The sequence below is a fragment of the Mycobacterium szulgai genome (genome assembly GCF_002116635.1).
Taxonomy (GTDB): Bacteria; Actinomycetota; Actinomycetes; order Mycobacteriales; family Mycobacteriaceae; genus Mycobacterium; species Mycobacterium szulgai.
Window position 1 is genome coordinate 51,546 of record NZ_LQPW01000091.1, and the last position, 24,596, is coordinate 76,141.

At 67.6% G+C, this 24,596-nt stretch carries 10 protein-coding genes and 1 pseudogene; 8 read left to right on the forward strand and 3 right to left on the reverse strand.

Annotated features, from left to right (window positions below; translation table 11 throughout):
* Positions 1–705, reverse strand: coding sequence for a dienelactone hydrolase family protein (locus AWC27_RS14625; RefSeq protein WP_085671145.1), 705 nt, complete (start codon positions 703–705; stop codon positions 1–3).
* Between the two features lie 72 nt (positions 706–777).
* Here AWC27_RS14625 and AWC27_RS14630 point away from each other — a divergent pair, with 72 nt between their 5' ends.
* The 3 genes and pseudogenes from AWC27_RS14630 to lnt all read left to right on the forward strand — a co-directional run.
* Positions 778–1,251 carry an FxsA family protein gene (locus tag AWC27_RS14630; RefSeq protein WP_085671146.1) on the forward strand — a complete coding sequence of 158 codons (474 nt, stop codon included), beginning with the start codon at positions 778–780 and terminating at the stop codon, positions 1,249–1,251.
* An 11-nt stretch (positions 1,252–1,262) separates the two neighbouring features.
* A complete protein-coding gene (locus AWC27_RS14635) occupies positions 1,263–2,843 on the forward strand; it encodes an amidohydrolase (protein WP_085671147.1) in 1,581 nt (526 codons plus the stop codon).
* Between the two features lie 160 nt (positions 2,844–3,003).
* Positions 3,004–5,677, forward strand: a pseudogene (gene lnt / locus AWC27_RS14640) (apolipoprotein N-acyltransferase); the annotation flags it as partial.
* Here the strand turns inward: lnt and rbpA are convergent.
* Positions 5,656–5,991 carry an RNA polymerase-binding protein RbpA gene (gene rbpA / locus AWC27_RS14650; RefSeq protein WP_083114870.1) on the reverse strand — a complete coding sequence of 112 codons (336 nt, stop codon included), beginning with the start codon at positions 5,989–5,991 and terminating at the stop codon, positions 5,656–5,658. The pseudogene lnt and the gene rbpA overlap by 22 nt on opposite strands.
* Positions 5,992–6,156: 165 nt before the next feature.
* Here rbpA and AWC27_RS31545 point away from each other — a divergent pair, with 165 nt between their 5' ends.
* The 3 genes from AWC27_RS31545 (at position 6,157) to AWC27_RS14665 (ending at position 21,922) form a co-directional block, all read left to right on the forward strand.
* Entirely contained in the window at positions 6,157–6,519 is a 363-nt protein-coding gene (locus tag AWC27_RS31545) for a hypothetical protein (RefSeq protein ID WP_139837003.1), read from the forward strand.
* Positions 6,520–6,815: 296 nt separating this feature from the next.
* Positions 6,816–19,295 (forward strand): type I polyketide synthase, encoded by a 12,480-nt coding sequence (locus AWC27_RS14660; protein ID WP_085671151.1) that lies wholly within the window; start codon positions 6,816–6,818, stop codon positions 19,293–19,295.
* The gene (locus AWC27_RS14665; protein WP_085671152.1) at positions 19,295–21,922 is read left to right on the forward strand and encodes a sugar epimerase family protein; all 2,628 of its coding nucleotides are present in this window, start codon (positions 19,295–19,297) and stop codon (positions 21,920–21,922) included. The genes AWC27_RS14660 and AWC27_RS14665 overlap by 1 nt, the downstream gene beginning before the upstream one ends.
* On the opposite strand, the gene AWC27_RS14670 is transcribed toward AWC27_RS14665, so the two are convergent.
* Entirely contained in the window at positions 21,889–22,518 is a 630-nt protein-coding gene (locus tag AWC27_RS14670; protein ID WP_085671164.1) for a TetR/AcrR family transcriptional regulator, read from the reverse strand. The two genes, AWC27_RS14665 and AWC27_RS14670, sit on opposite strands and share 34 nt — an antisense overlap.
* Positions 22,519–22,611: 93 nt before the next feature.
* Between AWC27_RS14670 and AWC27_RS14675 the strand changes: the two genes are divergently transcribed.
* Both AWC27_RS14675 and AWC27_RS14680 read left to right on the forward strand, forming a co-directional pair.
* Positions 22,612–23,826 (forward strand): cytochrome P450, encoded by a 1,215-nt coding sequence (locus AWC27_RS14675; protein WP_085671153.1) that lies wholly within the window; start codon positions 22,612–22,614, stop codon positions 23,824–23,826.
* An 80-nt stretch (positions 23,827–23,906) separates the two neighbouring features.
* Positions 23,907–24,596, forward strand: a 690-nt coding sequence (locus tag AWC27_RS14680; RefSeq protein WP_085671154.1) for a PE family protein, incomplete at its 3' end; no start/stop codon positions are given.

The following is a 24,596-nucleotide window of genomic DNA, read 5'->3' on the forward strand; positions in this document are numbered from 1 at the left end:
TCACTGCTCCTTTGACTGCAAGTGTTCACCGAAGAATGCGAAAACCCGGCGCCACGCGTCCTCGGTCGCCGCCTCGTCGTAGCCGAAACCAGCGATGCGGATCAGCGGCTGGGCGGGCAGCTTGTTGGCGAAGCTGTGCCCCGCACCGGGATAAGCCTTGATGTCGGCGGTGATGTTATTGGCTGTGGTGATTTTGCGCAGCCGATCGGCGGCGCCCCGGCCCAGCGGATCGCGGGCACCGAAGCTCGCCACGATCGGACAGGCCCCGTCCAGCGTTTCACTGAGATGGCGGGGCAGTGGTGTGCCGTAGAACGGGGCGGAGGCGCCGAAACCCTTGGGCGACAGAATGAGCGCGAACTGACCGCCCATGCAAAAGCCGGCGATCCCGACCTGCCCGGAGCACTCGGACATGCCCAGCAGGTGATCGCGGGCGGCCAGCACGTCATCGAGGGCGCGGCCCTGCTGCGTCAACAGCTCGCGCATCACTCTGGTGATGCAACGTGCGCGGCCGCCGCGCGCGTACATGTTGGGCGTGAGCGCCACATATCCCGCTTGGGCGATTCGCCGGGAGGTCGACTCTTTGTCCGGGGCGTACCCGACGGCGTCGTGCACGACGACAACGCCCGGCCACGGACCTTCCCCCGCAGGCATGCCCAACATGGCATCGATCGGTCCGGCGGGAGTGTCGATTTCTACCGTCGTCATAGCGACATCTAACTGCAGCCGTGTTGCGATCGTTCGCGGAACTCCACTGTGGCCCGCATACGTTGGCGTCACATGGTAGGACGGCTGCTTCTCATTTATGCCGTCGTCGAGCTCATGGCGGTGATCGGGCTGGCGGCGGCGATCGGCTTCGGCTGGACGGTGCTGGTGCTGCTCGCCGCCTTCATCCTGGGGCTGGTCGTCTGGGCTCCGATGGGTGGGTGGCAGCTCAGCCGCAAGTTCGTGCAGTTGCGATCCGGCCTGACCGACCCGCGCAGCGCGCTGGGCGACGGCGCTCTGGTCACCGTGGCAACAGGCCTAGTCACCATTCCCGGTCTGGTCACCACCGCTATTGGCCTGTTGCTACTCATCCCGCCCGTGCGGGCGGTCGTTCGCCCCGGTCTGGCGGCCATCGCGGGCCGGGGCTTTCAGCAGCGCATATCGCTGATCACCGACGTACCGGCCGGCACCGAACGCCGAGACTACATCGACGGCGAGGTCATCGACGTGATCGACGTCGAACCACCCGTCCTGCCGTATGGGCGCTAACCTGCCCTGTGATGCCCACCAAACTGTTGGTGAACGGTCGGGTCCATAGCCCAACTCACCCGGACGCCACCGCCATGGCGGTGCGCGGCGCGTCGATCGCTTGGCTGGGCAGCGATGATGTCGGCCGCAAGCAGTTTCCGGACGCTGAAGTGCAGGATCTCGACGGCGGATTCGTGGCGCCGGGCTTCGTGGACAGTCACATCCACCTCAGCGCCACCGGACTGACGCTCACCGGCCTGGATCTACGGCCCGCGACTTCGCGTGCGCACTGTCTGCAGCTGCTCGCCGACCACGCGGCGGCGCACCCAGGGCAGCCGGTGTGGGCTCACGGGTGGGACGAGTCGGCCTGGCCCGAGAACACCCCGCCGAGCACGTCCGACCTGGACCTGGTGCTCGGCGACCGGCCCGCTTACCTGGCCCGCGTCGACGTGCATTCCGCGCTGGCCACGACGAGCCTGCGGCGACGGGTTCCGGAACTGCCGGTGAGCGAGCATCCGGTCACCGAGGGCGAGCATCATCTGATCCGGGCGGCCGCACGAGACTTGTTGACCGCGGCTCAGCTCGCCGAGGCACGGGTCGCCGCGCTGGATGCGCTGGCCGCGGCCGGCGTCGTCGCAGTGCACGAATGCGCCGGCCCCGAAATCGGTGGGCTGGACGACTGGCTGCAGCTGCGCGAGCTCGTGCACGGCGTCGAGGTGATCGGCTATTGGGGTGAGCCGGTGACCACTGCCGAGCAAGCGCGCGCGCTGATGGCCGAAACCGGGGCCCGCGGGCTGGCCGGCGACCTGTTCGTCGACGGCGCGCTGGGGTCGCGCACCGCCTGGCTGCACGATCCATACGCCGACGCACCCGGATGCCTGGGCACCTGCCATATCGACGCCGAGACGATCGCCGCACACCTGCGTGCGTGCACCGAGGCGGCGGTGACGGCCGGTTTCCACGTAATCGGAGACGCCGCGGCCTCGGCGGTGGTTGACGCGCTCGAACGCGTCGTGGCAGACCTCGGGGTGGTGGCCGTCGCGCGCTGCGGGCACCGGTTGGAGCATCTGGAAATGGTGACCGCCGAGCAGGCGGCAAAGCTGGGGGCGTGGGGTGTGATCGCAAGCGTCCAGCCCAATTTCGACGCGCTGTGGGGCGGCGCCGAGGGCATGTACGTCCAGCGCCTCGGCTCGAAGCGAGCCTGCCAGCTCAACCCGCTTGCGCTGTTAGCATCCCAAGGCGTGCCCCTCGCCCTTGGCTCCGACGCCCCGGTAACCGGCTTCGATCCGTGGACGAGCGTGCGTGCGGCCGTCAATCACCACACACCGGGCAGCGCGGTATCGGCGCGCGCCGCGTTCGCTGCGGCGACCCGCGGCGGCTGGCGAGCCGCCGGCGTACGCGACGGCGACGTGGGGACACTGGTCCCGGGAGCGCCCGCCTCCTATGCCGTGTGGGACGCCGGAACCCTCGATGTCAGCGCGCCGCGCGACGCCGTCCAGCGCTGGTCGACCGACCCGCGTTCGCGCGTGCCCCCGTTGCCGCGGCTCGGCCCATCTGACGACTTGCCGTTCTGCCGCCAGACCGTGCATCGAGGTGCGGTCATCCATGGCTAAGCGCTGGCTCGGCCGACATTCCTCTCAGCAAACCGTCGAGGATTTGCCGGACGACTCACCAGAAGATTTGCCACAAACTCCGGAAAGCGCGGAACCCGAAGCGGCCGGGTCGGCCGGGGGGCCCGGTTTAGCAAACCGATTCGGCGTCGCCGCACGCCGGATGACGGTCGTGGCCGGCGCCGGCATAGCGGCAAGACTTCCCGCAGTGCGGACGGCCGTAGTACCGCGAGTGCCGCGACTGCTTGTCAGCGGCGTGGCGGGGTTTCTGCTGTACAGCAGTTTCCCGCCCAGGAACTGGTGGTGGGCGGCCGTCGTGGCCATCGCCCTGCTGTCGTGGGTGCTGACCCACCGCGCCACCACGCCGGTGGGTGGGCTGGGTTACGGCTTCCTGTTCGGCCTGTTCTTGTATGTGCCGCTATTGCCGTGGATCAGCATCCTGGTCGGCGCCACGCCCTGGTTGGTGCTGGCGACGGCGTCCGCGATGTTCCCGGGTCTTTTCGGACTGCTCGCCGTGGTGGTTCGCCGGCTGCCGGGTTGGCCGATCTGGTTCGCCCTGCTGTGGGGCGCCCAGGAGTGGCTCAAGTCGCTCTTCCCGTTCGGCGGCTTCCCTTGGGGATCGGTCGCCTTCGGTCAGGTGGAGGGTCCGCTGCTTCCGTTGGTCCAGCTGGGCGGAGTTCCCCTGCTGTCCACCGCGATCGTGCTGGTGGCAAGCAGCTTGACTGCTATCGCGCTGGAAATCGAGAAGTGGTGGCGGTCCGGAGGCCTATCGCGCGACCCGCAAACCAGTCGAACCAGTACCGACAGGACACCGGATCCAGTGGCGCCCGGCGCCGGTCCGCCACCGCCGGCTGTGGTCCTTCCAGGTGTGTGCATCACCCTGGTCTTGTTGGCCGCCATCGTCGTCTGGCCGCAGGTCCGGCACGCGGGTGCGGGATCAGGCGGCGAACCCACCGTCACCGTTGCGATCGTGCAGGGCAACGTGCCGCGGCTCGGCCTCGACTTCAACTCCCAGCGTCGAGCCGTATTGGACAACCACGTCCGGGAGACCGCGCAACTGGCCGAAGACGTGCGTTCCGGGCTGGCCCCCCAACCCCAATTCGTCATCTGGCCCGAGGACGCTTCGGATATCGATCCGCTGCTCAATCAAGACGCCGCCCAGCAGATCTCGGAGGCAGCAGAGGCGATCGGGGCACCGATCCTGGTCGGCACCATCCTCGACGTCCCGGGCCGCGCTCCGGAAATCACCAACACGGTGATCGTCTGGAACCCGGTGACGGGGCCGGCCGACCGGCACGACAAGGAAATCGTGCAGCCCTTCGGGGAGTATCTGCCCATGCCGTGGCTGTTCCGGCATCTTTCCGGGTACGCCAACCGGGCTGGACACATCGTGCCGCGGCAAAGCACCGGCGTCGTGCGCATCGCCGGCGTGCCGGTAGGGGTGGCTACCTGTTGGGAAGTGATCTTCGACCGCGCGCTTCGAAAGTCGGTTCTCAACGGGGCGCAGCTGTTGACCGTGCCCAGCAACAACGCCACGTTCAACCAGACGATGAGTGAGCAGCAGCTCGCCTTCGCCAAGGTTCGAGCCGTCGAGCACGACCGATATGTCCTGGTTGCCGGTACTACGGGCATCAGCTCGGTGATCGCCCCGGACGGCGGCGAGCTGACTCGCACCGACTTCTTCGTGCCCGCCTATCTGGACGCACAGGTGCGCCTCAAGACCAGGATTACTCCGGCCACGCGGTGGGCCCCGCTGCTGCAGTGGATCCTCGTTGGATCGGCTGGAGCGGTCATTCTCGCCGCGATACGGCACAATGGGTGGTTCCCGCGTCCCACGCGTCGGCGGTCCAGGCCCGCGGGGGGATCCGAAGAGTCGGACGCGCCCCGGGGTGAATCCGCGGACGCGGGTCCGGCGCATCGGAACCAATCCGACGGCGACCTGGAGACCGCCGAAGGCACGCCGCCCGACCAGGGCGGCCGCACCGATTTCGGGCAACATGAAGGAGCTACATGACCACCGGCCAGTCTGCGCCCCAGGTCGGGGGCAATCGGCCCAGCCAGCGCGTGCTGGTGATCATTCCCACCTTCAACGAACGGGAAAACCTGCCGCTGATCCACCGGCGGGTGAAGGACGCCTGCCCCGACGTGCACGTCCTCATCGTCGACGACAACAGCCCCGACGGAACCGGCCAGCTGGCCGATGAACTGGCCCAGGCCGACGCGGGCCGTACCCATGTGCTGCACCGCACGGTCAAGAACGGCCTGGGCGCAGCGTATCTGGAAGGGTTCGGCTGGGGACTGAGCCGGGATTACTCAGTACTGGTCGAAATGGACGCCGACGGAAGTCATGCGCCCGAGCAGCTGTATCGCCTGCTGGAAGCCGTTGACGCGGGAGCCGACCTGGCGATCGGGTCCCGCTACGTCTACGGCGGAACCGTGCGCAATTGGCCGTGGCGACGTCTCGCGCTGTCCAAGACGGCTAATACCTATTCCCGGCTGGCGCTGGGCGTGGGTGTCCATGACATCACCGCCGGCTATCGCGCGTACCGTCGCGAAGTACTCGAGGCGATCGATCTCGATGGCGTCGATTCCAAGGGTTACTGCTTCCAGATCGAAATGACCTGGCGCACGGTGAACGCCGGGTTCATCGTCGTCGAGGTGCCGATCACCTTCACCGAGCGAGAGATCGGCGTCTCGAAGATGAGCGGTTCCAACATTCGCGAGGCGCTGGTGAAGGTCACGTGCTGGGGGGTGGAGGGCAGGCTCGACAAAGCTCGGGCCACCCGCGCTCACAACCGCAGTTAAGCGGCGGGGCTCAGCCGCGCCGGCGCGACCTGATGAGTTCTAGACGCTCCTTCAGCAACTCTTCGAGTTCTTCGACCGAGCGGCGTTCCAGCAGCATGTCCCAGTGCGTCCGCGGCGGCTTGACCTTCTTGGGCTCAGGCAGGTCGCCCTCGATGAGCGTGCCTTCCATGCCGTTGCGGCAAAGCCAGGTGCCGGGGATTTCCGCGTCGTCGGCGAACGGAACCTCGAATTCCTCGCCGTTTTCGGTGCGGTACCGAGCGATCTGACGCGGCGCGAGATCGTGGTTGCGGTCGGTTTCGTAGCTCACGGCTCCGAGCCGGCTGCCTCTCAGGACGCGATCAGCCATTCCCGCTACTCCTCTGGATCCGGTGAGCTCCTAGGCTCTGTGATGATTGTCTCCGCTTGGCAAACGTCGCGACCGTCTGTGTAGTTCCCGGTCCGAGACGCAGCGGGCGACGCGAGCATTAATGATACCGGGATCGAAGGCTTGATCCGACTAAAGTCGGCAGGCGTGAGTCTTGCCCAGCGTCAGCGCGCCCGACCGCAGCCCTGCCGCTGGTGTGGCCGTGACGTGACCGACACGGGTATGGGCCGGCGTCGCCAGTACTGCCGGCAATCTTGCCGCCAGCGTGCCTACGAGCAACGGGCCATGATCACCCGCGGTGATGCCGCCGCCTTGCCCGCCGACGTGGTGGTGCTGTCGGCCGACGAGGCCGCCGACCTGTCAGATCGCGTCTACCAGGTGCGATGCGCGGCCGAGGATGTCGCGACCGCAATCGACGAAGGCGCCGGCGCGGCCGAACTGCGGCAACTGTGCGACGAATTGATGAAGGCCGCCCGGGCCGCTGACGGCTGGCGGCGGGTGGGCGTCTAGCCCGCGTCAGCCCGCCGGGGTTGGTGCTTTTTCGGGCTCTGAGCTGCACGTATCCGTCAAATGGCGGGTCGCCGGGTAAAGTCACGCCGTGGACGGCGTACCGAGTGGCCGTACCTCGGGCAGCCGGAAGTGTCGGACGTTTTGAAATCCTGTCGGAGTTGGCGATACTCACCAGCGAGATCCTGGGTCGGGGCGCGGCACGAAAGTCGCTTCGTGCAGCAACGTCGGTGACTCGGCGAGAGCCGCATCCGGCGGTCGCAGACGACTAAGTAGGCGAGGATTGGGCAAGGTTAGTAATGGTTGATCAACTCCAGCATGCGACCGAAGCGTTGCGCAAGGCGCTGGTCCAGGTTGAACGCCTGAAGCGCACCAATCGTGCGCTGCTGGAGCGGTCGAATGAGCCGATCGCCATTGTCGGAATGTCGTGCCGGTTCCCCGGCGGGGTGGATTCCCCAGAGGGCCTGTGGGACATGGTCGCCGAAGGCCGGGACGTGATCTCGGATTTCCCGGCCGACCGCGGCTGGGACGTGGCCGGGCTCTATGACCCCGACCCCGACGCCCGGCACAAGACCTACGCGCGCACCGGCGGCTTCGTCGACGGCGTCGCCGATTTCGACCCGGCTTTCTTCGGTATCGCGCCCAGCGAGGCGCTGGCCATGGACCCACAGCATCGCATGTTGCTCGAGCTGTCCTGGGAGGCACTGGAACGGGCCGGGATCGACCCGGGTGGGCTACGGGGCAGCGCCACCGGAGTGTTCGCTGGCCTCATTGTCCAGGGCTACGGCATGTTAGCTGAGGAGATCGAGGGCTACCGACTGACTGGGATGACCTCCAGCGTCGCATCGGGCCGGGTGTCCTATGTGCTGGGGCTCGAAGGCCCGGCTGTGTCGGTGGATACGGCGTGCTCATCGTCGTTGGTGGCGCTGCACATGGCCGTACAGTCATTGCGCTCCGGGGAGTGCGATCTGGCCCTGGCCGGCGGCGCAACCGTCAACGCCACGCCGACGGTCTTCATCGAGTTCAGCCGGCACCGCGGACTGGCGCCGGACGGCCGCTCCAAGGCCTACGCCGGCGCGGCCGACGGGGTCGGCTGGTCGGAGGGCGGGGCGATCCTGGTCGTCGAGCGACTCTCGGATGCCCAGCGGTTGGGGCATCCGGTGCTTGCGGTGGTGCGCGGTACGGCGGTCAATCAGGACGGCGCGTCTAACGGGCTGACCGCGCCGAATGGTCCTTCGCAGCAGCGGGTGGTGCGTGCGGCGCTGGCCAATGCGGGCCTGACGACTGCCGACGTGGATGCCGTGGAGGGCCACGGAACCGGAACGACGTTGGGCGATCCGATCGAGGCCCAGGCGCTGTTGGCCACCTACGGCCAGGGGCGCAGTGGAGCGCCGCTGTGGTTGGGGTCGGTGAAGTCGAATATGGGTCACACGCAGGCCGCGGCGGGGGTGGCAGGTGTGATCAAGATGGTGCAGGCGATGCGCCACGAGGTGTTGCCGGCAACGTTGCATGTGGATGCGCCGAGTCCGCATGTGGATTGGTCGGCGGGGTCGGTGTCGTTGTTGACCGAGCCGCAGCCCTGGACAACCGAGTCCGTAGGTGGCAGGCCGCGTCGCGCCGGAGTGTCGTCCTTCGGCATCAGCGGCACCAACGCCCATGTGATCGTCGAGTCGGTACCCGAGCCGCTACCGCGGGAGCCGGGCCCCACGCACCCGGTGGTGCCGTGGGCGGTGTCGGCCAAATCGGCGCCGGCGTTGCGTGCGCAGGCGGCGCGGTTGGCCGGGTACGTGCGTGCCCACGACGGGGTCGATATCGCCGACGTGGGCTGGTCGCTGGCGAGCCGTTCTACGTTCGAGCACCGCGGCGTGGTCGTCGGCGGCGACCGGGACGCGTTGCTGGCCGGCCTGGACGAACTGGCCAATGACGACGCCGTCAGCGCGATTCGCGGATTAGCCCAGCCGGCGGGCAAGACCGTGTTCGTGTTCCCCGGCCAAGGGTCGCAGTGGATTGGCATGGGTGTCGAATTGCTCGACACCGCACCGGTATTCGCGCGGCAGCTGGAGGCCTGTGCCGAGGCGTTCGCTGAATTCGTCGACTGGTCGCTGATCGACGTGCTGCGTGGGACGGCCGGTGCGCCGGGGCTGGACCGGGTGGATGTGGTGCAGCCGGCGCTGTTTGCGGTGATGGTTTCGCTGGCCGAACTGTGGAAGTCGGTCGGAGTACGCCCCGATGCCGTCATCGGCCATTCGCAGGGCGAAATCGCAGCGGCCTACGTGGCCGGCGCACTATCGCTGCGCGACGCCGCGCAGGTGGTCACGCTGCGCAGCAAGCTGCTGACCGGACTGGCCGGTCCGGGCGGCATGGTGTCGATCGCGTGCGGTGCGGAGAAGGCGCAGGAGTTGTTGGCGCCCTTCGGCGATCGGATCGGCGTCGCGGCCGTCAACGGCCGGTCGGCGGTGGTGGTATCCGGCGAGGTTGCCGCTCTCGACGAACTCATCCAGCGGTGCACCGAGCAGGAACTGCGCACTCGCCGCATCGATGTGGACTATGCGTCGCATTCGGTTGAGGTAGAGGCGATTCGCGCTGAATTGGTCGACGCGCTGGCCGGCATCGCGCCGCAATCCTCGCGGACCGTCTTCTTCTCCACGGTTACTGGAAACCGTTTGGACACGGCGGGTTTGGACGCCGAATACTGGTATCGAAACCTGCGTCAGACCGTGCAGCTCGACCAGGCCGTGCGCCGCGCCTGCGAGCACGGATACCGCACGTTCATCGAATCCAGTTCGCATCCCGCGCTGATCGCCGGCATCGAGGACACCGCCAACGCGTGCGGTCAGGGCGATGCCGAGGTCATCGTCGTTCCGACGCTGGGCCGCGAGGATGGCGGTCTGCAGCGCTTCCTGTCGTCGGTCGCCGCCGCGTTTGTCGCCGGTGTTCCAGTGGACTGGCATGGCGCGCTGCCCGGTGCCGGGTTTGTCGAGTTGCCGACGTACGCCTTTGACCGGCGCCGCTTTTGGCTTGCCGGTGAAGGTATCGCGGCCGACGCGCACGGTCTGGGGCTGGGCGTCAGCGAGCACCCGCTGCTGCATGCGGTGGTGGACTTGCCCGCCTCGGGCGGGGTGGTATTGACGGGCCGGCTGTCGCCTAGCCTGCAGGGTTGGTTGGCCGATCACGCCGTGTCCGGATCGGTGGTGTTCCCCGGAGCTGGTTTCGTGGAGCTGGCGGTGCGCGCCGGCGACGAAGTGGGCTGCTCGGTGGTCGACGAGTTGATGCTGCGGACTCCGCTGTTGCTGCCGGTGTCTAATTCGGTTGCGGTACAAGTGGTTGTGGGTGCGTCCGCGGAATCGGGCCAGCGCAGCGTCTCGATCTATTCGCGCGCCGAGGCGGGCCAGGGCTCGGTGTGGGTGTGCCACGCCGAGGGCACGCTGAGTTCGGGGGTGATCGAACCCCGCGCAGACCTGTCGGTGTGGCCGCCGGCCGGTGCTGTAGCCCTGGATGTCGCCGATGGCTATGAGCGGTTGGCGGCGCGCGGATACGGCTACGGCCCGGCGTTTCGCGGCCTGACCGCGCTGTGGACTCGCGGCGACGAACTGTTCGCCGAGGTGCGGCTGCCGGACGCGGCCGGGGGTGTGGCCGGATTCGGTGTGCACCCAGCGCTATTGGACGCCGCCCTTCATGCGGCGGTGCTGGCCCACCAGGACGCCGAACTGGTCCTGCCGTTTGCCTGGCAGGGCGTGTCATTGCACGCCGCGGGGGCGTCGGCGGTGCGGGTCCGCATCGCGCCCTCGGGCCCGTCCGCGGTCTCGATCGAGCTCGCCGACGGACTGGGCCTGCCGGTGCTTTCGGTGGCCGCGATGGTGGCTCGCCCGATCTCCGAGCAGCAGCTGCGGGCCGCGGTGTCGGGCTCTGGTCCGGACCGGCTGTTCGAGCTCGTCTGGTCACCGGCGACATCGGTTGGCGCCGGCGCCACGCCAGCCTACGAGATCTTTGAATCGGTTGTAGCTGACGAAGATCCGGTGACGGGCAGCTACCAGCGTACCCACGCCGCGTTGGCAGTCGTGCAAGCGTGGTTGACCGAGCATGACTCCGGAGTGCTGGTGGTGGGGACCCGCGGCGCGATGACGCCGGCCGGACAAGACGTCACCGACTTGGCCGGTGCGTCGGTATGGGGGCTGGTCCGCTCGGCGCAGACCGAGAATCCGGGCCGGTTCGTATTGGTGGATTCCGATGCGCCACTTGACGATACGGCGGTCGCCAAAGTTTTGGCGACCGGTGAGCCGCAGGTGTTGCTGCGCGGCGGGCAGGTCTACACCGCGCGGGTGCACGGCAGCCGCGCGGCCAGCGGCATCCTGGTGCCGCCGGCCGAGGGACCGTGGCGGCTGGGCCTGAGCAGCGCGGGCACCTTTGAAAATCTGCAGCTCGAGCCGGTTCCCAACGCCGAGGCGCCGTTGCAGCCCGGCCAGGTCCGGGTAGCGCTGCGCGCCATCGCTGCCAACTTCCGCGACATCATGATCATCCTGGGCATGTTCACCCACGACGCCCTGCTCGGCGGCGAGGGCGCCGGCGTGGTCGTCGAAGTAGGTCCCGGGGTAACCGAATTCGCTGTCGGCGACTCGGTATACGGCTTCTTCCCCGACGGGAGCGGCACGGTGGTCCCCGGCGACACCAGGTTGTTGCAGCCGATGCCCGCCGACTGGTCGTATGCCGAAGCCGCCGCCATATCCGCCGTTTTCACCACCGCGTGGATGGCGTTCGTGCAACTCGCCGAGGTTAAACCGGGGCAGCGGGTGCTGATCCACGCCGCCGCCGGCGGGGTGGGTATGGCCGCGGTGCAGCTGGCCCGCCATCTGGGTCTGGAGATTTTCGCCACCGCCAGCAAGGGCAAGTGGGACACCTTGCGTGCCATGGGCTTTGACGAGGACCACATCTCCGATTCGCGCAGCCTCGAGTTCGAGGAGAAGTTCCGCAGCGTCACCGGCAGGAGCGGCATGGCCGGGATGGACGTGGTGCTGGATTCGCTGGCCGGCGAATTCGTCGATGCCTCATTGCGTCTGGTTGCTCCGGGCGGAATCTTCCTGGAGATGGGCAAGACCGACATCCGCGATCCGGGCGTGATCGCCCAGGAATACCCCGGAGTGCGCTATCGCGCCTTCGACCTGTTCGAGCCCGGCCGGGTGCGCATGCACCAGTACATGGTCGACCTCTCCGAGCTTTTCGACGCAGGGGTCCTGCGGCCGTTGCCGGTGACCACCTTTGACGTGCGACGCGCGCAATCGGCGATGCGTTATCTGAGCCAGGCCCGCCACATCGGCAAGGTCGTCATGATGATGCCCGATGCATGGGCCGCCGGCACCGTGCTCATCACCGGCGGCACCGGGATGGCAGGTTCGGCGCTGGCGCGCCACGTGGTGACGCGGCACGGAGTGCGTCATCTGGCGTTGCTGAGCCGGCGCGGCCCGGACGCGCCGGAGGCCGCCGAGTTGGTGGCCGAGCTCAGTGCGGCCGGTGCACAGGTGCAGGTGGTGGCCTGCGATGCCGGCGATCGGGCGGCGCTGGCCAAGGTGATCTCCGACATCCCGGTGCAGCGGCCGCTGTCTGGAGTGATTCACGCCGCCGGAGTACTCGACGATGCGGTGATCTCGTCGTTGACGCCGGACCGCGTCGATACGGTGTTGCGGGCCAAGGTTGATGCGGCCTGGAACTTACACGAGTTGACCCGTGACCTGAATCTGTCTGCATTCGTGATGTTTTCGTCGATGGCCGGGCTGGTGGGCTCGTCGGGCCAGGCCAACTATTCGGCCGCCAACTGCTTCCTCGACGGACTGGCCGCGCACCGGCGGGCACATGGGTTGCCCGCGATGTCACTCGCCTGGGGATTGTGGGATCAGGCCAGCGCCATGACGGGCGGGCTCGACGAGGCCGGCCGGGCCCGGCTGGGCCGCGAAGGTGTTCTGGCGTTGTCCTCGGAAGAAGCGCTGGAACTGTTCGACACCGCACTGATCGTGGACGAACCATTCCTGGCGCCCGCCCGCATCGATCTGGCCGCTCTGCGTGCCCATGCCGTCGCGGTGCCGCCGATGTTCACTGAATTGGTCAATGCTCCCACGCGACGGCAGGTTGACGATTCCCTGGCCGCGGCCAAGTCGAAATCGGCGCTGGCGCACCGGTTGCACGGGCTGCCCGAGCCCGAACAGCATGCGGTGCTGCTGGATCTGGTGCGCTCGCACATCGCGACCGTGCTGGGCAACGTCACGCCGGAGGGCATCGACCCCGACAAAGCCTTCCAAGACTTGGGTTTCGATTCGCTGACTGCGGTCGAAATGCGCAACCGGCTGAAAGCCGCTACCGGCCTGTCGCTTTCACCCACCCTGATTTTCGACTACCCGACCCCAAGTGGGCTGGCGTCCTACATGCGCACCGAACTTGCCGGCGTCCCGCAAGAGATCAAGCACGCCCCCGCCGTGCGCGTCACCGGCGACGATCCGATCGCGATCGTCGGCATGTCTTGTCGGTACCCGGGCGGCGTGAACTCGCCGGAAGACCTGTGGGACATGCTGATTCAGGGCCGCGACGTGCTCAGCGAGTTCCCCAGCAACCGCGGCTGGAACCTTGCCGAACTGTACAGTCCCGATCCCGATGTGGCCGGGACGTGCTACACCCGCACCGGAGGCTTCGTCGACAGCGTCGCCGATTTCGATCCGGCCTTCTTCGGCGTCGCGCCCAGCGAGGCGCTGGCCATGGATCCCCAGCAGCGCATGTTCCTCGAGCTGTCCTGGGAAGCCTTGGAGCGAGCCGGAATTGATCCGAGCGCATTGCGGGGCAGCGCCACCGGCGTGTTCGCCGGGGTGATGACGCAGGCATACGGAATGGCGGGCGGCGCAGGAGCCGGTAAAGAGCTGGAGGGCTTCCGGCTGACCGGTCAGTCCTGCAGCGTGGCCTCCGGGCGGGTGGCGTATGTGCTCGGTCTGGAAGGCCCGGCGGTGTCAGTGGATACGGCGTGCTCGTCGTCGTTGGTGGCGCTGCACATGGCCGTGCAGTCGCTACGTTCCGGCGAATGTGACCTGGCTTTGACCGGCGGTGTCACCGTCAACGCCACTCCCGACATCTTCGTCGAGTTCAGCCGCATGCGTGGGTTGTCGGCCGACGGGCGCTGCAAGGCATTTGCCGGCGCGGCCGACGGCACCGGCTTCTCCGAAGGCGGCGGCATGCTCGTGGTGGAGCGGCTTTCCGATGCCCAGCGGTTGGGTCATCCGGTGTTGGCGGTGGTGCGCGGTTCGGCGATAAACCAGGACGGTGCCTCCAACGGGCTGACCGCGCCTAACGGTCCTTCGCAGCAGCGGGTGGTGCGTGCGGCGCTGGCCAATGCCGGGCTGTCGGCCGCTGATGTGGATGCGGTGGAGGGCCACGGAACCGGCACCATGCTGGGCGATCCGATTGAGGCTCAGGCGTTGCTGGCCACTTACGGGCAGGGTAGGGCCGAACCGCTCTGGTTGGGGTCGGTGAAGTCGAATATGGGTCACACCCAGGCGGCGGCCGGGGTGGCGGGTGTGATCAAGATGGTGCAGGCGATGCGCCACGAGTTGTTGCCAGCGACATTGCATGTGGATGAGCCGAGTCCGCACGTTGATTGGTCGGCGGGATCGGTGTCGTTGTTGACGCAGCCGCAGCCCTGGACAGCTGAGTCCGCGGGTGGCAGGCCGCGCCGGGCCGGAGTGTCGTCGTTCGGCATCAGCGGCACCAACGCGCACGTGATCGTCGAGTGCGCGCCCGCTGCACCGAAACCGGAACCCGGGCCGGCCAGACCCGTGCTGCCCTGGGTGGTATCGGCCAAATCGGCGCCGGTGTTGCGGGCGCAAGCGGCGCGGCTGGCCGAGTATGTGCGTGCCCATGACGGGGTCGATGTTGCCGACGTCGCCTGGTCGCTGGCGGGCCGGTCGTCCTTCGAGCACCGTGCGGTCATCGTCGGCGGTGATCGCGACGGACTGCTTGCCGGGCTGGACGACCTGGCCGACGACGATGCCGTCAGCGTGGTCCGTGGGGTCGCCCAGCCGGGCGGCAAGACCGTATTCATCTTCCCCGGCCAGGGTTCCCAATTCCTTGGCATGGGAAGGGGGTTGCACGCCGGATACCCGGTGTTCGCCGAGGCGTTCAACACCGTCGTCGGCGAACTCGACCAGCACCTGCTGCGCCCGCTACGCGAGGTGATGTGGGGCAACGACGAGAACCTGCTCAACACAACAGAATTCGCACAGCCCGCGCTGTTCGCGGTGGAAGTCGCCCTGTACCGATTACTGGAATCCTGGGGTATGCGGCCCGATTTCGTGATGGGTCATTCGGTCGGTGAGATTTCGGCCGCACACGTGTCCGGCGTCCTGTCGCTGGAGAACGCCGCGGTTCTGGTCGCCGCGCGCGGCCGGTTCATGCAGGCGCTGCCGGCTGGTGGGGTGATGTTTGCCGTACAGGCCACCGAAGACGAAGTGCGGCCGTTGCTGACCGACGCGGTCGGCATCGCGGCGATCAACGGCCCGGCCTCCGTGGTGATTTCAGGCGCCGAAGATGCGGTGATCGGTATTGCCGAGCAGCTGCGTGCTGACGGTCGGCGCGTCCACCAACTGGCGGTCTCACACGCCTTCCACTCGCCACTGATGGAACCGATGATCGACGAATTCGGAACGGTGGCTTCCGGACTCACCGTCAGGCAGGCCAGCATTCCGGTCATCTCGAACGTGACCGGGCAGCTGGCCGGCGACGACTTCGCCTCCCTGGCCTACTGGAAGCGGCACGTGCTGGAAGCGGTGCGGTTCGCCGACAGTGTCCGTTTCGCACAGTCGGCCGGCGCGACTCGATTTCTCGAAGTCGGCCCCGGCAGTGGTTTGGCGGCTTCAATCGAAGAGTCGCTGCCCGACGGGGCAGTACTTACCGCCTCCGCGCTGCGCAAAGACCGTCCCGAACCGACGACCCTGACCAACGCGGTCGCCCAGGCCTTCGTCGCGGGCACCGGCCTGGATTGGCGAGCGGCCATCGGACCGGCCAACTTCGTCGAGTTGCCGACGTATGCCTTTGAGCGACGGCGGTTCTGGCTATCCGGTGCCGCGGCGGCGGCCGACGCGGCCGGCCTGGGTCTTCAGGACAGCGAGCACGCATTGCTGGGCGCAGTGGTGGAACTACCGGCGTCGGGTGGAGTCGTGCTGACCGGCCGGCTTTCACCCAGCGCGCAGGGTTGGTTGTCCGATCACGCGATCGGTGGCGTGGTGATCTTCCCGGGCGCGGGCTTTGTCGAAATGGCGATCCGCGCCGGCGACGAAGTCGGCTGCGGGGTGGTTGACGAGCTGACGCTGGCCGCGCCGCTGGTGTTGCCTGAAACCGGTTCGGTAGCCGTGCAAGTCGTGGTCGATGGAGCGGATGAGACTGGCGCACGAGGGGTTTCGGTCTATTCCCGGACGGAGGCGGGAGCCGGTTGGTTGTTGCACGCCGAGGGCACCTTGAGCGCGGGAACGGCGAACCCGGCGGCCGGCTTGTCGGTGTGGCCTCCGGTCGGCGCGGTCGCGGTCGAAATCGGCGACGGGTATGAGCAGTTGGCCGAGCGCGGCTACGGCTACGGTCCGGCATTCCGTGGATTGACCGCGATGTGGCGCCGCGGCGAGGAGGTTTTCGCCGAGGTGGCACTGCCCGCGGACGCGGGAGTGTCGGTGGCCGGCTTTGGAGTCCACCCCGCGATGCTGGACGCGGCGCTGCACGCGGTGATCCTGAGCGCAGATAGTGCAGAACTCCCCGAAGGATCGATGCTGGTTCCGTTCTCCTGGCAGGGCGTGTCGCTGCACGCCGCGGGAGCCTCGGCCGTGCGTGCGCGAATTGCACCGGTGGGCCCGTCTGCAGTGTCGATCGAGGTAGCCGATGGGCTGGGCCTGCCGGTGCTTTCGGTGGCTTCGATGCTGGCCCGCCCGGTGAGCGACCAGCAGTTGCGGGCAGCGGTATCCGGGTCGGGACCCGACCGCCTGTTCGAGGTGCTGTGGTCAGTACAGCCCACCGCCGACGTCGAACCAGTGCCGCTAATCCCTTGGGGTGCAATCGATACCGCTGCGGACGCAACTGTCGTCTTCGAGTCAGAACCGGTCGCGGGTGAGGTCGTGACGGGGGTATACGCGGCCACGCGTTCGGTGCTGGAGGTGTTGCGGACGTGGCTGTCCCGTGATGGGGCGGGAACGCTCGTGGTGGCCACCCGAGGCGCGATGGCGCTGCCGGGCGAAGATGTCACCGATCTGGCGGGTGCCGCGGTATGGGGACTGGTCCGGTCGGCGCAGACCGAGCATCCCGGCCGGATCGTGCTGATCGATACCGATGCGGCCCTGGATGATACGGCCGTAGCGGCGGCTTTGGCGGTCGGCGAGCCCCAGGTGTTGTGGCGCGGCGGGCAGGTCTACTCCGCCCGGGTGCACGGCAGCCGTGCGGTCAGCTCCATCCTGATGCCACCCGGGAATGGGCCATGGCGGCTGGGCATGAGCAGCGCCGGCACCTTCGAAAACCTGCGGCTGGAACCGATTCCCGACGCCGACGCCGCACTGGAACCCGGACACGTTCGAGTCGCATTGTCAGCGGTTGCCGCCAACTTCCGCGACGTCATGATCGCGCTGGGTCTTTATCCCGATCCCGACGCGGTCATGGGCGTCGAGGCATCCGGCGTCGTCCTCGAAACAACCACAAGCGATTTCAACGTGGGCGACCGGGTCATGGGCCTCTTCCCGCACGGCACCGGAACGATCGCCACCACCGATCATCGGCTGCTGGTGAAGGTTCCCGCAGGGTGGTCGCACACGGCCGCCGCCACCACGTCGGTGGTCTTCGCCACCGCCTACTACGCGCTGACCGATCTTGCTTCGGTGCAGCCCGGGCAGCGGATATTGGTGCACGCCGCCGCCGGTGGCGTGGGCATGGCCGCCGTCCAACTGGCCCGTCATCTCGGTCTGGAGGTGTTCGCTACCGCCAGCAAGGGCAAATGGAACACGTTGCGCGACATGGGCTTCGACGACGATCACATCGGTGATTCGCGCTCTCTGGACTTCGAGGGGAAGTTTCTTGCCGCCACCGGCGGACGCGGCATGGATGTGGTGCTGGACTCGCTGTCCGGCGACTTCGTCGACGCCTCGCTGCGCCTGACCGCACCCGGCGGCACCTTCCTGGAAATGGGCAAGACCGACATCCGCGACGCCGTCGTGGTCGCCGAGCAGCACGCGGGTGTGCGCTACCGCGCCTTCGATCTCTTCGAGGCCGGGCCGGACCGCATACAGCAGTTGCTCACCGAGCTGGCCGCGCTGTTCGCCGACGACGTGCTGCGCCCCTTGCCGGTAACCACATTCGATGTGCGACGGGCGCCAGCGGCGTTGCGGTACCTGAGTCAGGCCCGCCACGTCGGCAAGGTCGTGATGAATATGCCGGACGCATGGGCGGCCGGAACCGTTCTGATCACCGGTGGCACCGGCATGGCCGGTTCGGCGCTGGCGCGTCACGTGGTGACCCGCCATGGGGTGCGCCAGCTGGTGTTGCTCAGTCGGCGCGGTCCGGACGCGCCGGGGGCCGCGGAGTTGGTGGCCGATTTGACTGCCGCTGGTGCGCAGGTGCAGGTGGTGGCCTGCGACGCGGCCGATCGGGCGGCGCTGGCCAAGGTGATCGCCGATATCCCCGTGCAGCAACCGTTGTCGGCCGTACTGCACACCGCCGGCGCGCTCGACGATGCCGTCGTCACGACGATGACGCCTGAGCAGATGGAAGTGGCACTGCGCGCCAAGGTGGACGCGGCCTGGAACCTGCACGAGTTGACTCGCGACCTGGACCTGTCCGCGTTTGTCATGTTCTCGTCGATGGCCGGTCTGGTCGGATCGTCGGGGCAGGGCAACTACTCGGCCGCGAACTCGTTCCTGGACGCACTGGCCGCACATCGGCGGGCGCACGGCCTGCCGGCCATCTCACTGGGGTGGGGCCTGTGGGATCAGGCCAGCGCCATGACCGGCGGGCTGGCTACCGTCGACTTCAAACGGTTCGCCCGCGACGGCATCACGGCGATGTCCTCCGAGGAAGCTCTTGGGTTGCTCGACACCGCGATGATTGTCGACCAACCATTCATGGTCCCGGCCCACATCGACCTTGCCGCCTTGCGGGTCAAGTTCGACGGTGGCACCTTGCCCCCCATGTTCGTCGACTTGATCAACGCGCCGACCCGGCGCCAGGTGGACGACTCGCTGGCCGCTGCCAAGTCGAAATCGGCTCTGCTGCAACGCCTCGACGGCCTGCCCGAAGACGAGCAGCAGGCAATCCTGCTCGAACTGGTGCGCTCGCACATCGCGACCGTGCTCGGCAACACCAGCGCCGAGGCGATCGATCCGGACCGGGCATTCCAGGAGCTGGGCTTCGACTCGCTAACCGCCGTCGAAATGCGCAACCGCCTCAAAGCCGCTACCGGTCTGGCGCTTTCGCCCACGCTCATCTTCGACTACCCGAACTCGGCCGCGCTGGCCGGCTACATGCACCGAGAACTCCTCGGCAGCTCTGTCCAGGAGGTTCAGCCCGCCGCACCCGGAGAGGCCGAACTGCAGCGCGTCGTCGCGTCCATTCCGGTCAAGCGCCTGCGCCAGGCTGGAGTGCTGGATCTGTTGCTGGCGTTGGCAAATGAAACCGACGCCAACGGCCAGGCGGCGCACCCGGCGCACACCAACGAAGAAGACATCGCGGACATGGATCTCGACGCCCTGGTCAACGCGGCGTTCATGAACGACGAGGATGCTTAGTGCGAATCGCGGTCACCGGGGCCAGCGGCGTACTCGGCCGCGGTCTCGTCACCCGCTTGCTCAGCCAGGGCCATGACGTCTGTGGTATCGCCCGTCACCGGCCCGAAAGCTGGCACAGCTCAGCAGATTTCATCGCCGCCGATATCAGGGACGCGGGCGCGGTCGCACGCGCGATAGCGGGGGCCGACGTCGTCGCGCACTGCGCGTGGGCCAGGAGCCTGGGACCGGATAACCGCATCAGCCACCAGGTCAACATCGACGGCACCAACAACGTCCTTGCGGCGATGGCCGAAACCAAAGCCGGGCGCATCGTCTTCACCAGCTCGGCCTACGTCTACGATCCGACGTCCGAAGACGGGCGCCAGCAAGCTCGGGTCGAAGACATGCTGGCGGCCTCGGGGCTGCAGTGGGTCGCGCTCCGCAGCGCGCTGATCGTCGGACGAAACGTGGACAACTGGGTGCGCACGCTGTTTGCCCTGCCCATGTACCCCGGTGAAGCTGTCGATCGTGTCGTACAGGTGGTGCACACCGACGACGCGCTGCGGCTGTTGATCCGTGCCCTCCTCGATCGTGAACTCGACAGTGGCGTTGTCGATCTCGCCGCCCCGGGTGCGCTCACGTTTCGTCGGATCGCCGCGATACTCGCGCGGCCGATCGTGCCGCCGGGTGCCACGTTGCTAAGGCGGCGGGCGACAGCGTTCGCCCAACTCGAACTGGTGCAAAGCGCTCCGATACTCGACACCGCACGCCTCTATGACGAGTGGGGTTTCCGGCCGGCCTGGTCGGCCGAGGAAGCCGTGCAGGATTTCGCGTTGGCCGTACGTGGCCGGGTGTCGTTGGGCAAGCGGGTGATATCGCTGCCCTGGCGGTTAGCCAACATCCAGGACCTGCCGGCCGTCGATGCCCCGGCTGAAGACGGGGTGGTTCCCGAATTGGCCGGCCCAGAAGCGGATAACGGCGAATTCGACACCCCGATCGATCCGCGCTTCCCGACCTTTCTTGCCACCAACTTGTCCGAAGCGCTGCCCGGTCCGTTCTCGCCGTCGTCGGCGTCGGTGACCGTCCGCGGTCTGCGCGCCGGCGGCGTGGGGATCGCCGAGCGGCTAAGGCCGGGCGGAATCGTGCAGCGCGAGATCGCCATGCGCACCGTCGCGGTGTTCGCCCACCGGCTCTACGGCGCCATCACCTCGGCGCATTTCATGGCCGAAACCGTGCCTTTCGCCAAGCCCGCGACCATCGTCAGCAACAGCGGGTTCTTCGGGCCCAGCATGGCCTCGCTACCGATATTCGGAGCCGAACGTCCGCCGTCGGAATCCAGCCGGATCCGCAGGCAGTTGCGCACCGTGCGCAACATCGGGGTGTTCGGTGTCAACCTCGTCGGTCTGAGCGCGGGCTCTACCCGCGATACCCGCGACTACCTCGAGGACGTCGATCGCCTGGAACGCCTGGCCGGCAACCTCGCCGGCGAGGAACTGGCCAAGCTCGATGACCGCCGCCTGCTGAGCCTGATCTTCCTGGCCCGCGACCACGTGGTGCACGGATGGCTGCTGGCGTCCGGGTCATTCATGCTGTGCGCGGCGTTCAACGTCTTACTGCGCGGGTTGTGCGGACGCGACACCGCCCCGGCGGCGGGGCCGGAACTGGTCAGCGCCCGATCGGTGGAAGCGATGCAGCGCTTGGTGCTCGCCGCGCGGCGCGACCCGGCGGTGCTGCGTCTGCTGGCCGAACCGGGGGAGCGGTTGGACAAGCTGGCCGTCGAAGCACCGGAATTTCACGCCGCGGTGCGCGCAGAGCTGGCACTGATCGGGCACCGAGGCCCCGCCGAGGTCGAGATGCTGTCCACCAGCTACGCCGACAATCCCGAGTTGCTGGTTCGCATGGTGGCCAAGACGCTGGCCGCCGCGCCGGCTCCGCAATCGCACCAGCCGTCAATTCCGTTGCAGGCCAGGCCGATTGCTTTGCTGGCTGCGCGCCAACTGCGTGACCGTGAGGTCCGGCGCGACAAGATGGTCCGTGCTATTTGGGTGCTGCGTGGTCTGCTGCGCGAGTATGGGCGCAGACTGACCGACGCAGGCGTTTTCGACACCCCCGACGACGTGTTCTATCTACTGGTCGACGAGCTGGATGCGCTTCCCACCGACGTCGCCAAGCTGGTGGCCCGGCGCCGCGCCGAGCAAGCCAGGCTGATGACCGTCGTTCCGCCCACCGTGTTCAGCGGGCAGTGGGAGCCGTCGACCACATCCGCGCCGGCCCTGGTGGCCGGGGACACGTTGCGTGGAGTCGGTGTCTGCGGCGGCAAGGTGCGCGGTCGGGTGCGGATCGTGCGTCCCGAGACCATCGACGACCTGGAGCCCGGTGAGATTCTGGTCGCCGAGGTCACCGATGTCGGCTACACCGCCGCTTTCTGCTACGCGGCGGCGGTGGTGACCGAACTCGGCGGCCCGATGTCACATGCGGCCGTGGTGGCCCGCGAGTTCGGCTTTCCGTGCGTGGTCGATGCGCAGGGTGCCACTCGATTCTTGCCGCCCGGCGCGCTTATCGAGGTCGACGGCACGAGCGGTGAAATTCATGTGCTCGAACTGCCTGACGCTGCTCATAGCGGCCAACCGCTCGATTCGGGTACGTAGCGGAACGGCGCTGCCGGGGGAAGCGGCCGGCGCGGGCCGGTCGATATCGCGTCGAGAATCAGTGCGACGTAGCGCCGCCAGCCGTCACTGCCGAAGTCCATCGTCCACAGCACACTGTGCAGCATCGCGATAAGTCGCGGCAGATCGTCGGGAACCAGGTCGGCACGCACCAGGTCGGCCTGCTGGCCGCGCCGGGCCAGTTCGCCGAGCGCCTCGTCCAGCTCGGCCGAGATGTCAGGGGTCAGCGACCCGGCCCGGTAGGCCGCGGTCAGCAAATGGTGCTCGCGGGCGCCGAGCGAGATCGCGGCTTCGAGCAACTGCGCAAGACCGCGCAGCGGGTCGTCGCAGCGGCGGGCCTCCTGGATCGCCGGCGTGAGATTCTCGGCCACGCTTTGGTCCAGGGCGGCCCGGATCAGATCGGCCTTGCTGGGAAACCTGCGGTAGAGGGTTCGCTCACCGACCCCGGCGCGCCGGGCAATCGCCTCGGCGGGTGCGTCGGGCCCCAACTCGCCGTAGACGTCTCTGGCCGCGCGCAGCATGCGGCCGACGTTGCGCGCCGCATCCGCGCGCAACGGCCGATCCTCGAGCGCCGTCATCAGGTCCACCTAACTGACAGTTGACTGCCAATACGGGAAGTCCTAGGCTCGGACAATTGGCAGCTAACTGACACTTAACGGGAAAAGCCGGTGATGTCAACCACTTCCGAATTCCCCGCTGAGACGGCGCTTCCCACCATCCCCGTCCCACGCGCCGCGCAGTGCCCGCTGGCGCCACCCGCCGAATTTGCCAGCTGGCGCGAAGACGCCGGGTTGCGAAGGGTGATGTACCACGGTGCGCCGGCCTGGGCAGTGAGCCGCTACCAGGACATCAGGGCGGCGCTGGTTGACCCGCGCCTGTCCGCCGACACCATCCCGGCTGCCATCAAGCCCGCAGGTTCCGGCGACACCGCCCCGATAATGTTCGCTCGGGTCGATGATCCCGAGCATCATCGGTTGCGGCGGATGGTAACCGGCAACTTCACCTTCCGGCGCACCGAAGCGATGCGACCGCAGATCCAGCAACTGGTCGACCGGTATCTCGGCGCAATGATCGACAAGGGCCCGCCGGCCGACGTCGTTCGTGACTTTGCGCTGCCGGTGCCCTCGCTGGTCATCGCGCTGCTACTGGGAGTGCCGCCCGAAGACCTCGGGCTCTTCCAGCACCACACCACCCTCGGATTGGACACCAAATCCACTGACGAACAAAAAGCCCAAGCCTTCGGCGCGATGTACGTCTACATCCAGCAGCTGGTAGAGCGCAAAGAGCGTGAGCCCGGTGATGACTTGATCAGCCGACTCGTCACCGAATATGTCGCCACCGGTCAGCTCGACCGCGAGACGGCAGCCATGACCAGTGTGATCATGATGCAGGCTGGCCACGAAACCACCGCAAACATGATTTCGCTGGGAACCGTTGCGCTGCTTGAGAATCCCGATGTGTTCCGGCGGCTGGGGCAAACCGACGACCGAGTCGTGATCGGCAACATAGTCGAAGAACTGATGCGCTACCTCACCATCGTGCACAGCCAGGTGGATCGGGTGGCAACCGAAGACCTAACTCTCGCGGGACAATTGATCCGCGCTGGCGAGTTCGTGGTGATGAACCTGCCGGCCGGAAACTGGGACACCGAATTCGTCGACAGCCCCGAGATCTTCGACGTCGAACGAAACACTCGGGGCCACTTGGGTTTCGGCTACGGAGTGCACCAGTGCATCGGACAGAACCTGGCCCGCGTCGAAATGCAGGTCGCGTTCGCCACTCTGGCGCGGCGCCTGCCCGGCCTGAAATTGGCGGTATCGCCAAATGAGCTGAGGTTCAAGGAGGCCGACATCTACGGGATGAAGGAGCTACCGGTCAGCTGGTGACACTCCACCGTGGTGGAAGCCGCTGATTAGCGCTTGTGCGGAGTTACGCTTTGCCTGGCCAACGCGGTCGGGAGGTGTGAATGTCAGTTGTTTTCGCGACGCCGGAGCTGGTAGGTGCGGCGGCAACGGATTTGGCGAACATCGGATCGATGATCAGTGCGGCCAGTGCGTCGGCGGCACTTCCGACAGCCGAGATTCTGGCCGCCGGCGCCGACGAGATCTCTGCCGGCATTGCCGCGCTGTTCGGCGCGCACGCGCTGGCATATCAGCGGCTGAGCGCCCAAGCCGTGTCGTTTCACAGCCAATTCGTCCAGGCCCTCAGCGCCGCGGCGGGGGCATATGCCGGCGCTGAGGCCGCTGCCGCCGCAGTATTGCAGGGGCCGATCGACGATCTGCTCTACCTGATCAACCTGCCCACCCAGCTGCTGTTGGGGCGCCCGCTGATCGGCAACGGCACCAACGGCGGCGCGGGGACCGGCGCCGACGGCGGGGCCGGGGGACTGTTGTTCGGCGACGGCGGAAGTGGCGGTTCCGGTGGCGGCTCCCACCCCGCGGGCGGTCGAGGTGGGGCCGCCGGTCTGATCGGCAACGGCGGGACCGGTGGCACCGGTGCGGCAGGTGCCACCGGCGGCTCCGGGGGTAACGGTGGCTGGCTGCTGGGCAGCGGCGGGACCGGCGGCGCCGGCGGCGATGCCCCGGCCGGCATCGGCGGACTTGGGGGTGCGGGCGGTCAAGCTCTGCTCATCGGCGCCGGGGGTACCGGTGGGGCC

What these genes read in the sequence shown, in the direction of transcription:
- AWC27_RS14625 (WP_085671145.1), bottom strand. Translation starts at nt 705, where the DNA reads ATGACGACGGTAGAAATCGACACTCCCGCCGGACCGATCGATGCCATG.
- AWC27_RS14630 (WP_085671146.1), top strand. Translation starts at nt 778, where the DNA reads ATGGTAGGACGGCTGCTTCTCATTTATGCCGTCGTCGAGCTCATGGCG.
- AWC27_RS14635 (WP_085671147.1), top strand. Translation starts at nt 1,263, where the DNA reads ATGCCCACCAAACTGTTGGTGAACGGTCGGGTCCATAGCCCAACTCAC.
- rbpA (WP_083114870.1), bottom strand. Translation starts at nt 5,991, where the DNA reads ATGGCTGATCGCGTCCTGAGAGGCAGCCGGCTCGGAGCCGTGAGCTAC.
- AWC27_RS14660 (WP_085671151.1), top strand. Translation starts at nt 6,816, where the DNA reads ATGGTTGATCAACTCCAGCATGCGACCGAAGCGTTGCGCAAGGCGCTG.
- AWC27_RS14670 (WP_085671164.1), bottom strand. Translation starts at nt 22,518, where the DNA reads ATGACGGCGCTCGAGGATCGGCCGTTGCGCGCGGATGCGGCGCGCAAC.
- AWC27_RS14675 (WP_085671153.1), top strand. Translation starts at nt 22,612, where the DNA reads ATGTCAACCACTTCCGAATTCCCCGCTGAGACGGCGCTTCCCACCATC.